Source organism: Parafrankia sp. EUN1f, assembly GCF_000177675.1.
Classification (GTDB): Bacteria; Actinomycetota; Actinomycetes; order Frankiales; family Frankiaceae; genus Parafrankia.
Map to the genome: position 1 here is coordinate 1 of NZ_ADGX01000213.1, position 12,138 is coordinate 12,138.

At 67.3% G+C, this 12,138-nt stretch carries 11 protein-coding genes; 3 read left to right on the top strand and 8 right to left on the bottom strand.

What is annotated here, in order from left to right:
* The 7 genes from FREUN1FDRAFT_RS35110 to FREUN1FDRAFT_RS40465 form a co-directional block, all read right to left on the bottom strand.
* A partial coding sequence (locus tag FREUN1FDRAFT_RS35110) for a hypothetical protein (protein ID WP_006545138.1) occupies window positions 1-276 on the bottom strand: 276 nt, incomplete at its 3' end.
* Between the two features lie 42 nt (window positions 277-318).
* Window positions 319-1,089: an enoyl-CoA hydratase/isomerase family protein gene (locus tag FREUN1FDRAFT_RS35115; RefSeq protein WP_006545139.1), complete on the bottom strand. Its 771-nt coding sequence runs from the start codon at window positions 1,087-1,089 to the stop codon at window positions 319-321.
* The gene (locus FREUN1FDRAFT_RS35120; RefSeq protein WP_006545140.1) at window positions 1,086-2,318 is read right to left on the bottom strand and encodes an acyl-CoA dehydrogenase family protein; all 1,233 of its coding nucleotides are present in this window, start codon (window positions 2,316-2,318) and stop codon (window positions 1,086-1,088) included. The genes FREUN1FDRAFT_RS35115 and FREUN1FDRAFT_RS35120 overlap by 4 nt, the downstream gene beginning before the upstream one ends.
* Window positions 2,315-3,409: an acyl-CoA dehydrogenase family protein gene (locus tag FREUN1FDRAFT_RS35125; RefSeq protein WP_006545141.1), complete on the bottom strand. Its 1,095-nt coding sequence runs from the start codon at window positions 3,407-3,409 to the stop codon at window positions 2,315-2,317. Before FREUN1FDRAFT_RS35125 ends, FREUN1FDRAFT_RS35120 begins: the two co-directional genes overlap by 4 nt.
* Entirely contained in the window at window positions 3,409-5,001 is a 1,593-nt protein-coding gene (locus tag FREUN1FDRAFT_RS35130; RefSeq protein ID WP_006545142.1) for a class I adenylate-forming enzyme family protein, read from the bottom strand. The genes FREUN1FDRAFT_RS35125 and FREUN1FDRAFT_RS35130 overlap by 1 nt, the downstream gene beginning before the upstream one ends.
* 124 nt (window positions 5,002-5,125) lie before the next feature.
* A complete protein-coding gene (locus FREUN1FDRAFT_RS35135) occupies window positions 5,126-5,953 on the bottom strand; it encodes a CoA ester lyase (RefSeq protein ID WP_006545143.1) in 828 nt (275 codons plus the stop codon).
* The gene (locus tag FREUN1FDRAFT_RS40465) at window positions 5,953-6,492 is read right to left on the bottom strand and encodes a hypothetical protein (RefSeq protein ID WP_006545144.1); all 540 of its coding nucleotides are present in this window, start codon (window positions 6,490-6,492) and stop codon (window positions 5,953-5,955) included. The genes FREUN1FDRAFT_RS35135 and FREUN1FDRAFT_RS40465 overlap by 1 nt, the downstream gene beginning before the upstream one ends.
* A 310-nt stretch (window positions 6,493-6,802) precedes the next feature.
* On the opposite strand from FREUN1FDRAFT_RS40465, the gene FREUN1FDRAFT_RS35145 reads away from it, so the two are divergent.
* The 3 genes from FREUN1FDRAFT_RS35145 (at window position 6,803) to FREUN1FDRAFT_RS35155 (ending at window position 10,821) form a co-directional block, all read left to right on the top strand.
* Entirely contained in the window at window positions 6,803-7,957 is a 1,155-nt protein-coding gene (locus FREUN1FDRAFT_RS35145; protein WP_006545145.1) for an acyl-CoA dehydrogenase family protein, read from the top strand.
* A gap of 298 nt (window positions 7,958-8,255) precedes the next feature.
* Window positions 8,256-9,761 carry an aldehyde dehydrogenase gene (locus FREUN1FDRAFT_RS35150; protein ID WP_198144561.1) on the top strand — a complete coding sequence of 502 codons (1,506 nt, stop codon included), beginning with the start codon at window positions 8,256-8,258 and terminating at the stop codon, window positions 9,759-9,761.
* 79 nt (window positions 9,762-9,840) lie between these two features.
* Window positions 9,841-10,821 carry a nitronate monooxygenase family protein gene (locus tag FREUN1FDRAFT_RS35155; RefSeq protein WP_006545147.1) on the top strand — a complete coding sequence of 327 codons (981 nt, stop codon included), beginning with the start codon at window positions 9,841-9,843 and terminating at the stop codon, window positions 10,819-10,821.
* A gap of 222 nt (window positions 10,822-11,043) precedes the next feature.
* Here FREUN1FDRAFT_RS35155 and FREUN1FDRAFT_RS48355 read toward each other — a convergent pair whose 3' ends face one another.
* On the bottom strand, window positions 11,044-12,132 hold the full coding sequence (locus FREUN1FDRAFT_RS48355; protein ID WP_083828927.1) for a TniQ family protein: 1,089 nt from the start codon (window positions 12,130-12,132) through the stop codon (window positions 11,044-11,046).
* Between the last annotated feature and the right edge of the window lie 6 nt (window positions 12,133-12,138).

Consider the following 12,138-nt stretch of genomic DNA (forward strand, 5'->3'; position numbering starts at 1 on the left):
GCGTCCCTGCCGGGCGAGGCCGACCTGATGGCGCGGGTCCGGCGCGGGGAGGGCGACGAAGCGCACATCCTGTTCGCCTGACATCAGCGTCGACCCCCGGCACGTCGGCGTGCTCTCCTCGAGCCAGCCTGCGCCGGCGTGGTGGCTGTACGCGACGACCAGGTCGTCACCTCGAAACTCTCCGCGGGTATCGCCGAGCCTCACGCCCGGCAGGCTGCTACCTACCGCTTCCATGACCTCGTCCTGCCCGGCCGTACGACCTGCGAGCAGCGACATATGAGTACCTTTCTCGACCCGGCGGACGGGCGGCTACCTGGACTAACGCGTCTCGAAGGACGGTTTGGCTGTCTGGCCCATCTCCGTCTTGCTCAGGGGGTTGCCAATCTGGGGGTAGTGCAAAGGCACCTCCCGGCTCGCGGCGACTGACATGCCGAGCGCTTCCCACATGGCCTTGACAGTGCCCTGGACGGCGATGGGGGGCTTGGCCGCGAGCCTCTGGGCTAGCTCGTCGGCACGAGCCCAGAGAGCATCGCGGGCGGTTACCTCGCTGACGAGCCCGATCGCGAGTGCCCGCTCGGCGCCGACTCTCTCGTCGAGCCCAAACAGTGCGATGCGCATGGCCTCTCCGAAGGGGATACGTCGCGCGAGCGCCACCGGCTCGAGAGCCGAGACCATCCCGTAGGTCGTGTGCGGATCAAAGAAGGTCGCCTCGTCCGAGCAGATGATGACGTCGGCCTCATTGAGCCAGTAGAAGGCGCCGCCCGCGCACATGCCGTGCACGGCACAAATGAGCGGCTTCCAGACGCGGTTCTGCTTTGCGCCGAGGAAGAAGCCGGGATCATCCTCGGAGAACGGATTGGGGTGGCGGTATCGCCCCGCCTTGCGGTCGACCCCGGTCGAGAAGGCGCGTTCTCCCGCGGCCCGCAGCACCACGGCCCGGATATCCTCGTCAACCCTACACCTGCGCCAGATGGTCGCAAAATCGTCGAGCATCGGCTGGTTGAAGCTGTTGAGCACCTCGGGCCGGTTGAGGGTAATCGTCGCGACGTGATCCTTGACGTCGAACAGCACGGAACTCGGAGTCGTCATACGCGTGGCTCCCTAGGTAGGCCGAGCACCCGTTCAGCGATCACGGTTTTTATAATCTCTTCCGTGCCGCCGGCGATCCGGTATCCCAGCGCTCCGAGCGACCAGCGGGTCCACGCGAACGTCCCCCACTCGCCGGTATCCGCGGCGAAGGAGGGGCCGAGGAGCTCCGCAGCGAGACGCCCGAGGTCACGAAATGCCCAAGCGACGACGACCTTGTCGATCGCGCGTTCGGCGCCCGTGAGCCGGTCCTCCGGCACGGCCTGCATGCGTTGCTGCTGAAACCGCGCCGACTGAAGCGAGACGTACAACGCGGCCCATCGATCTCGCACCAAGGGGTCATCGCTTCTGCCGACCCGCTCGGCCAGCGTTCGCAGCAGCTCGAGTGCGCGGGCGTTCATCTCGTGCGACCGGTCCCCCACCGATCGTCGCTCGCCGGCGAGCGCACGATTCGTTATCTTCCAGCCCTCGCCCTCCTCGCCTAGGCGGTGGCTGTCGGGGACCGCGACATCGCTGAGGAAGGTCTCAGCGAAACTGTGTCCGCCCGTCAGCTGGCGGATGCGTCGAACCTCGACGCCCGGGGTGTCCATGGGCACGACGAAAAGCGTCAGGCCACGATGCTTCGGGGCATCCGCGTCGGTGCGGACGATCGCCAGCCCGATGTCGGCGAACGACCCGTTCGACGTCCACACCTTCTGGCCGTCGATGACCCAGTCGTCGCCGCGACGAATGGCACGCGTGCGCACCCCGGCCAGGTCGGATCCCGCCCCGGGCTCGGAGAAGAGCTGGCATCCGATCAGATCGCCACGTTGCATGGGGACCGCGTAGGTCTCGATCAGCTCGGGGGTGCCGAAGGCCACGAGCACCGGACTGATCGTGCCGAGACCGATGCGCAGGGGGCTCATGTCGGGGACATCGAACGCTCCCTCGATCATGCGGTACAGCCGGTCATGTGACGCGGGCAGCCCACGACCGCCGTACTCGACAGGTCCGGCAATCCAGCCGAAGCCGGCATCCCAGCGAGCCCGTTGCCACGCGCGGGCCGCGTTGGCCTCTGCACGCTCCTGCGCGTCGGTTGACTCGTGGAAGAGCGAGAGCGCCTCGTCCCCCTCCCCCCAGTTCGCGGTCAGGGACCTGCGTCGGTCATAGCGCGCGGAGAGGAAGGCGACAGCCTGCGTGGCGAACTCGCGCTCGGCGGTCGTCGTCGCCAGCACCAGCAAGTCCTCGTTCACTTCGTCGCTCCTGCCAGGTCGAAGATGGCGGACCTGTGCTCGGACGACGAACCCCACAGCCGGGCCGATGACGCCGCCCTCTTGTAGTAGAGGTGTGCGGGGTGCTCCCACGTGAAGCCGATCCCGCCGTGGATCTCGATCATCTCGGCCGCGACGCTCTCGAGCGCGTCGGACGTCGCCGCGGCCGCGACCCGTGAGAGCAGAGGCGCAGCGTCATCGCCCGCGTCGACAGCCGCACCGGCCGCACCGGCGGCGGAGGTGGCCAGCTCGGTGTCGATCAGCATACGGGTACACAAGTGTTTGACTGCCTGGAACGAGCCGATCGGCCGGTCGAACTGGTGCCGGATCTTGGCGTAGTTGACGGTCATCTCGAGCATGCGGGCGCATGTGCCGACACTCTCGGCGGCCAGCAACGTGCGCGCCGTTACCATCGCGGCGTCGAGCACGGTCTGGCCCGCGCCGACGTCGCCGACGGGTCTCGCCCGGGTCTGTTCGAAGCTCAGGGCAGCCTGCTTGCGGGTCTGGTCGAGCGTCGTCATGGCAGTGCGGACGAGGCTCGCCGCGTCGTCGACCAAGAAGAGACCCGGCCCCTCGGGCGTCCGGGCCAGGACCACCACCCGGTCGGCGGATGCCCCGTCGACGACGAACCTCTTGCTCCCGTCGAGGGTCCATCCGTCATCGTCACGCTGGGCGACCGTGGCGCGCTCGCCGTCCTGCACCGCGACGGCCACCGTGACGGAGCCCTCGGCTACGGCCGGCAGCAGCTCGGCCGCTAACGCGGCATCGCCGGATTCCAGTAGCAGCGGCACCGCCCAGCAGACGGTGGCGAGGAAGGGTGAGCACATCAGCGCCCGGCCCATCTCCTCCATGACGATCTGGAGTTCGACTACTCCGAACCCGGATCCGCCGTGCTCCTCGGGGATCGCCAGGCCCTGCAGGCCGAGCTGCGCGGCCATGACCTGCCAGGTCTGCTCGTCGTAACCCTGCGACGTCTCCATCAGGCGTCGGACGGTGCCCTCCTCGGACCGCCTGGCGAGAAATTTTCGCACCGTGGCCCGCAGTTCGTCGTGTTCCCGGCTGAGTTCGAACATCACTGCACCGCCTCTGCCAGTCCCAGCCGAGCAAGCGCGTCGCGACGCACAGCCGCGCGGTCGATCTTGCCGTTCGGCACCCGGGGGAAATCGTCAACAACGATGACCGACCGCGGACGCTTGTACGGGGCGAGGCGGGTGGCCGCGGACTCACGGACGGATTCCGGATCTCCCGAACCCATGATCACTGCGACGGGGAGCTCGCCGAGCCGCTCGTCGGGCACCGAGATGACGACGGCCTCCACCACGTTGGGATCTTCCTCGAGCGCAGCCTCGACCTCGTCAGGGCTGACGTTGAAGCCGCCGCAGATGATGACGTTCTTCAGACGCCCGGTGATGTACAGGTAGCCCTCCTCGTCCAGACGTCCAAGGTCACCGGTGCGCAGCCATCCGTCCTCCACGACCTGCGGCGAGTCGTCGGCGACGTAGCCGGAGGTGGCTGAGGCCGAGCGGACGGCGATCTCGCCGGACATGCCGGGCTCGACCTGTCGGCCCGCGGAATCCAGCAGGCGCAGCTCGACACCTGGCAGCGGCTTGCCGACTGAGCCCGGTCGGCGACGCCCCTCGAGGACATCGCGGACGCTCTCGATCGCGATGCCACCGAATGCCTCGGTCTGCCCATAGGCCTGCAGCACGGGCACGTTGAAGCGGTCCTCGAACTCCTCGCGCAGCGCGGGCGTCAACGGAGCGGTGCCCGATGACACGTACCGCACCTTGCCCAGCGTGACCCCCCGCGGCAGTCCGTCGAGCAGCATGCGCAGCATCGATGGGTTGATCGTCAGGTTGTCAATCCCTCGCGTCTCGATAATGCGCTGAGCCACGACCGGGTCGAACTTGCGCATCAGCACGAGGCTGCGGCCGACGTAGAGAGCGAACAGCAGCCGGACGATTCCCGCTGTGTGCGAGAGCGGGTTGGCCAGGAGGTTGGGCGGCTTCTCATCAGATGGGAGTCGAGCGGGCTCCGTGTCGCTCCGGAAGGCCGAGACGGTGGCCCGAAGATTCGACCACGCGTTGTCGTGCGTCAGCACGACCCCCTTCGGCAGACCGGTCGAGCCCGAGGTCAGGAGGATCAGCGCTGGCGCGTCGCCCTGCACGTCGCTAGGAACGTCCAACTGGTCGGAACCGTCCGTCACAGGACCATGAGCGAGCCGAGGCACGTCGATGACGGGGACATCGACCCGGTGAGCAGGTTCGTCGTCGGGATCGGCTATCACGGCCGCGACGTCCATCGAGGCCACCACGCGGGTCACGTCGTTCATCGAGGCGGCGGGGTGCATAGGCACCGCCGCTCCACGGACGAGCCAGACGGCCGTGATGGCGGGCAGAAATCGCTCGTCGTTGCCGACGCGCACCAACACACGACGGCCTCGTCCCACGCCGGCGGCCCGCAGGGCTTGCGCCATGGATTGCGCTGAGGCGGCCAGTTCGGCGAAGGAGAAACCGAGATCCTCCTCGACGGAGAGGAACCAGTGGTGGGGTCTCTCGCGCGCCCGCCACGCAAGCAAGATCGCTAAGGAGCCGCTTCCGGCGCGGCCACGCAGCGCCTCGACCTCAAGGTCGCTGGCGGTATCGTCCGCTCTCACGTCGCTCATCGAACATCCTTCCGCGCCGAAAAATCAGTTAGATGATCCATCTAAATGGCCTGCTGTTAGGGCCATGTGTAGTCGCCGTCGTTATGAGACGGCCAGCCGGTGCCGGCATCACACCCCAGGCCGTTCACGGCACGCCTGTCGGCGGATCGCCGGACCGCAGATCGCGCCGCAGCAGAGCTGCGGCCCTCGCGAGGACGGGCGCATCGACCATCACGCCGTCCACGACGCTCACCCCGTCGGTGTCGGAGTGCCGCAGTATGCGCTTAGCCCAGGCCAGCTCGGCGGCGCTGGGACGCAGGGCGTCGTTGACCGCGGCCACCTGGCGCGGATGGATGCACAGCTTGCCCCCGAATTCGAGCGCTCGTGTGACGGCCAGGTCATCGACCAACATCTCAGGAGAGTCCAGTGCCGTCGTGACTCCGTCTACCGGCGGCGCGATTCCGGCCGCTGCGGAGGCCACAATGATCCGTCCGCGCGCGTAGGCCAACGCCGCGTGGGAACCCGGGTCGACCCCCAGCTCCCGCGCTAGGTCGACATTGCCTAGTGCGACTCGGACAACGCCGAGAGCGGCACATACCTCGTCGGCGTCGCGAACCCCCCCGGCAGTCTCGATCAACGCAATGAGTCGATCACCAACGACGCCTCGGATGGCGACGAGGTCGTCGACCGCATGGGCCTTTGGCACCATGATGAGCGAACCGGTACCGGCCAGGGCCGCGATCTCATCGGCGTGCCAAGGCGTGCCGGCGGCATTGACGCGCACCACCGCATCGCGCCCCTGCCCGATCCAGCGCAGCGTGTGCTCGAGTGCTGCAGGCTTCGCGTCCGGGGCCACCGCGTCCTCGAGATCGATGATGACGGCATCGGCGCCGGTGGCCACCGCCTTGGCGAACCGCTCAGGTCGGTCTCCCGGCACAAACAGCAGACTCCGCGCCCGCTCCCCGTACGCCATCACGCGAACATCGCGCCGAGAACCGGCCGACATGGGCCGGCGACCGAAGCCGTCTCGACCGCGGCCCGCAGGTGCACGAGGCCCCCGCCGCCGAAGAGCAGGTCGCGGCCCTCCATCTCAATAGTCGACAGCACCATGTCCTCCTCGTACACCGGATCCACGTGGTCACAGCCCCACCAGCCGGGCCGAGCTGCGGAGGGACCCGCGCCGTGGAGGTCAAGGACCGGGCGATCGCGCTGATCGGTCGTCGCGGTATGCATCGCGGCCAGTCCCGTGACGAGCTGGTTCTGCCGTCGGGTTCTCTCCTTCAGACCATCAACGGTCGTCAACATGCCACCGACCAACTGGTATCGCCGGAGCGGCAGGCGGCGGTAGAAGAGGTCGGCCTTGAGGTGCTGCGTGAGGCTCGTCGACCGACCGATCGACACGTCCCACATGAGGGCCGGGCTCGCCCGGCGGATCTCCCACGTCGCCTCCGCCGCGAGCGTCTCGTCGAGTGAGAGCCGCAAGCGGTTGCCGACTATGGAGCGATGCGCCATAGTCACCTTCCGCCGATCAACGTGACGGTAAGTGACTTGTCGAACACCTTCCGGACGTCGAGTTCGTCGAAGGACCGCCCCCGCACGGCGCGGGCGTGTCGGGGCGCTACTGACGTCGACATGATCCTCCAGACGGCTCGTACTGGTGAGTGGGAGGTGCGGCCGGATGCACGGCCAGATCTCGGCTACCTGGTAATTTTGAGACGTGCAGGCTTATATTAGGCCGACCCCAGGTCATGTGCCAGTCAGCCCGCGCCGACAGGTCAGATCCCGACCGTCGGTCGATCTCCTACTACACGAAGGCATCGCAATGCCGCAGCTGAGCACCGAAGAACAGGCCATCGTTGCGACCGTGCGGGAGTGGGTCGACCATGCGGTCAAGCCCGTCGTGCAGGAGCTCGAGCACTCCAACACGTACCCGGAGAAGCTCATCGAGCAGATGAAGCAACTCGGCATCTACGGGCTGGCGATCCCCGAGCCTTACGGCGACGCCCCGGTCTCGATGCCGGCGTATGTCGCGGTCACCGAGGAGCTCGCCCGCGGCTGGATGAGCCTGGCCGGCGCCATGGGCGGCCACACCGTCGTGGCCAAGCTGCTGCTGCAGTTCGGCACCGAGGAGCAGATGCAGCACTACCTGCCCCGGATGGCCACCGGTGAAATCCGTGCCACGATGGCGCTGACCGAACCGGGTGGTGGCTCCGATCTGCAGGCGATGACGACCACGGCACGCCAGGACGGCGACGAGTACGTCGTCTCGGGGTCCAAGACGTGGATCTCCAACGCCCGCCGCTCCCAGCTCATCGCGTTGCTGTGCAAGACCGATCCCCGGGTCGAGCCCGCCCATACTGGCATCAGCGTCCTGCTGGTCGAGCACGGACCCGGCCTGACGGTCTCACGCGACCTGCCCAAGCTCGGCTACAAGGGCGTCGAGTCGTGCGAAATCTCCTTCGACGGTTACCGCACCCCCACGTCCGCCGTGCTCGGCGGCACTCCAGGCAGAGGCTTCGCCCAGATGATGAAGGGCCTGGAGACCGGCCGGATCCAGGTGGCCTCACGCGCACTCGGCGTCGCCCAGGCCGCCCTCGACGACGCACTGGCCTACGCACAGGAACGCGAGTCATTTGGCAGGCCGATTTGGAAGCACCAGTCGATCGGCAACTACCTGGCCGACATGGCCACCAAGCTCAGCGCCGCCCGCCAGCTCACCCTGCACGCCGCCGAGCTCTACGACGCCGGCCGGCGCGTTGACATGGAAGCAGGCATGGCCAAGCTTTTCGCATCTGAGGTCGCCATGGAGATCGCCCTCAACGCCGTGCGCATTCACGGCGGCTACGGCTACTCCACCGAGTACGACGTCGAGCGCTACTTCCGCGATGCTCCCCTCATGATCGTCGGCGAGGGAACCAATGAGATACAGCGTAACGTCATCGCCGCACAACTCGTCGCCCGCGCCAAAAAGCGCTGACGTCGGGCGCGCGCCCCACGAGATGACACCGCACTCGTCCATCGGCCGGCGCACTCCACGTGCCGGGCCGCGACGGAAACGACCGGGAAACCTGCCTCGGGCTGGCCGATGGCTACGCGCTGCCGTCGACCGAGGCGGTCACGCGGGGGAACGTTCATCGCAGAACGTGGGTTAGCTTGCCCAAGCCGGATCGGCTCGTTCGACGGCCGTAGGGCTTGGCGATCGGCAGCATGATCGAGTCCGGCTCGCCGAGGACGGACAACTCGATCAAACATATCCAGTTGATAAGCGATTCAGGATGGCCTGTACGAATATGACGCCCACAATAAGATCTCAACACGACGTCCGCACCCAAGCATTCGACAGCCTCCCTGACGAGCTGGTGCACATCGACGGCCGCACCGTTCCCGGTGACGGCGAATCTGTCGAACACATCCACCCGGGCAACGGCGAAAGCCTCGGTGAGCGACGCCTTGCGTCGGTCGATCAGGTCGACACGGCCGTGCAGTCGGCCGCCGACTCCTCCCCAGCCTGGTGGGCACTGCCACCTCCTCAACGCCGCGACCTCCTGCTGTCGATCGCCGCGCTCATGCGTGCAGAGTGCCAGCAGCTCGGAGCAATCGTCTCCGCGGAGATGGGTATGCCCTTGCGAACATCCGTCATGGGAGTGCATCACGCCGCCGAATGGTTCACCCACTACGCCGGATACGCAGACAAGATCGGTGGAAGGGCGCCTCAGATCGGTGCGCCCGGGAGCACAGTCAACTACACCCAGCGGGTGCCGCATGGCGTGATCGCCGCCATCACACCCTGGAACGGCCCAATCGTCGCGCTGGCCCTGAAGGTGGCGCCGGCGCTGGCCGCCGGCAATACAGTCGTGCTCAAACCCAGTGAGCTGGCTCCCTTCTCAAGCCTGGCCATTGCAGAGCTGTCCGCCCGTGCGGGATTGCCCCCCGGCGTCCTCAACGTCGTAGGCGCAGCCGCCGACGGCGGAGCCCGGCTATCTCAGCACCCGTCGGTTGGACTGATCAGTTTCACCGGCGGCAACACAGCCGGCGCCGCCGTCGCCCAGGCCGCTGCGGCTCGTCACGCCCGTGCCGTGCTGGAGCTGGGAGGCAAGTCGGCCTCCTTGGTCTTCGGCGATGTGGACGTCGCGCGTACAGCGAAGATCAGCCTGCTCCTCGGCGCGGTGCAGAACAGCGGCCAGGGTTGCTTCCTACCCACACGCGTCCTGGTGCACCGTTCGATCTACAGCCCCTTCCTCGACGCCATGGCCGCCGCCGCCGCCGCCGTGCGCATCGGTGACCCATTTGACAGGCGCACCGCCATGGGACCGGTCGTGAGCGAGGCCGCTCGCGAGCGGATCCGAGGCGTCGTAGCCACGGCCCTCGACGCTGGGTCCGGACGCCTGCTGACCGGGGGAGGCATTCCACAGAACCACCAGCTCGGCAGTTTCCTCGAACCCACTGTCTTCGCGGACGTCGACATGTCCTCGCCCTTGGCGCAAGACGAGATCTTCGGCCCTGTGCTCTCGGTGGCGCCATTCGACGATACCGAGGAGGCCGTCGCCGTTGCGAACTCCACGGCGTTCGGCCTTGCCGGCTACGTCTGGACGAGGGACCTCAGCCGCGCTCACCGCGTCGCGTCCGCACTCGAGGCCGGAAACGTCTCTGTCAACGGTATGGCCTCCCTGCCACCCGAAACCGTGTTCAACGGGTGGAAAGCCAGCGGTCTCGGCGTCGAGGGCGGTCGTGAGGGATTCGAAGAGTATACGCGCACCAGGAACATCAACATTACTCTCTGACGTCACAGCATCACCCGCGGCCCGAACACTGATCGCAAGATCCACGACGGCCCGAACCCCGACCAGTCAGGTAGGACACATGCTCTCCACCCCGTTCACCCGGACGTTCGGTGTTCGTCACCCGATCGTTCAAGGCGGCATGCAGTGGGTTAGCCGGGCCGAGCTGGTGGCCGCGGTCGCCGAAGCCGGCGGCCTCGGGCTCCTCACGGCGCTGACCCAGCCGACACCGGAGGATCTCAGCAAGGAGATCGCGCGAACCCGTGACCTCACCGACGCCCCCTTCGGCGTCAACCTGACTATCCTGCCGAGCATCAATCCCCCGCCGTATGATGAGTATCGAGCAGCCATAATCGATTCCGGGGTGAGGACCGTCGAAACCGCTGGCTCCAACCCGGCGCCGCATCTACCAGCGTTTCACGCCGCCGGCATCAAGGTGCTGCACAAATGCACGAGTGTGAGGCACGCGGTCAAGGCCGAGCAGCTGGGGGTCGACGGGATCAGCATCGACGGGTTCGAGTGCGCCGGGCATCCCGGCGAGGACGACATCACTGGACTCGTCCTGATACCGGCGGTCACCAGCCGGCTCACCATCCCGGTGGTGGCCTCCGGGGGCTTCGCCGACGGTCGTGGCCTGGCGGCGGCACTCGCGCTCGGCGCAGACGGCATCAGCATGGGAACGCGCTTCCTCAGCACCGTCGAAGCCCCTGTGCACATCGATGTGAAGGCTGCGATCGTCGAGGCCAGCGAACTCGACACCGAGCTGATCTTCCGCCCACTGCGCAACACCTCCCGAGTCTCCAGCAACTCGATCAGCCGAGATGTCGTCGCACGGCTCGCCGCCGGCGGCACCTTCGACGACGTCCGAGACCTCGTCGCCGGCGCGCGGGGGCGCACCGTGTTCGAGACCGGCGATCTCGAAGCCGGCGTGTGGACCGTAGGAACATCTCAGGGACTTGTCCACGACGTCCCGACTGTCGCCGATCTGATCGAACGCACTGTTGCCGAGGCCGAACATGTAATCACCGCCCGCCTACCGGGCCTGATGGTCAGCGACCGCTAATATCGGGTCTAACCCGAAAAATAAGGTGACTAGCCTCGATCTTTCGCCGGATGGCTGGGCCGGTTTGTCGGTCGTCCCGCCCTGTTTTGATGTTGAGTTGTGTGGTTGGGGTGTGACGGGGTGGCCCGCTGTCGCGCGGGTCGGGGCGCCGGTCCACGGCCGGGGGGTGGTGCGGGTCGTCGGGGCAGGGCAGGTCCGGGTGGCTATCCGGGGTCGGGCAACTCACGCAGGACGGTCAGGGTCTGGACGGCGAGCGCTGCCCAGGGGTGGTGGGCGGATAGGTGCACCACGGTTGGCTTTTGACCGTTGACAGCAAGGTGATCCGATGCGGGTCTGCTGGCCAGGTCGGATCAGATTCAGTGTCACGGATCGCCGGCAATTCTGATCTTGATTCGGCGCGCTGTGGCGGTTTGTGTCAGCGAAGGTGCTCCGGTTCGGCGTGCTCGTCCCGGCGGATGTAGGCCGGATCATGGAGTAGGTGAGGCCGGCGTCGGGGTGCTGCTCGCGGAGCTGGTCGGTGATCTGTCTGATCGTGCGCGGTGGATCGGGGTTGTCCGCGCGCAGCATTGCGTCGATCTCCGGTTTGAAAGGGTCCAGGCGTGAACCGCGGGGCGGGAGTTTCTTACGCGGCGTCGGTGTCGGGGAGTTGAGGGCCTGACTGACGGTGCGGCGGGTGACGCCGTGGCGTCTGGCGAGGAAACGCAGCGAGAGCCGGGAGTCCTGGGCGTCGTGGCGGATGGCGGCGAACAGTTCGGGCTTGTGGGCCTGGCGCCTGGCTGGCGACGTGAGCGCTCGTTGCAGGTCGGGCAATGTCCTGCCGGCGAGGGCTGCGAGCCAGTCCATCCGGATGGTCGTTTTGTCACTGGGCCTGCTGTCGACGAGCCGTCTCAGATGGCCTGGGCGGACGTGGTTGGCCTCGGCGAGGCGGCGGACGTAGGCGGTGGGACTCTCCCCGGCGATCGGCCGGGGCCGGATCGGCAACGGGCGGGGCGAGCGGTCCGGGTCGCTCACGGTTTGGTGGGGGGTGGCTATGAAGGTGGCAGTGGGGACCGTTCGCTGCTGGGAGTGGGGACCACCTCGGCCCGACCGCGATGTCGTGTCGATGAGAATGGGAGCCACCTGCACCGGCCCTGCAGGCCGGAGCCCCGCGATCCCCTCCTTGCTGCTTTTGCCTGCCGCGCAGGCACTTTGGTCGCCGACGCGGCGCGCCGACCCTCGGCCCAGCTGCGATCCGCTCGGCGACCTGGCCCCGAAAACCATCACCATTCGATCTTGAAGCGAAGATCGAATGGTCCCCGATACCAGGTGCATCTGGTC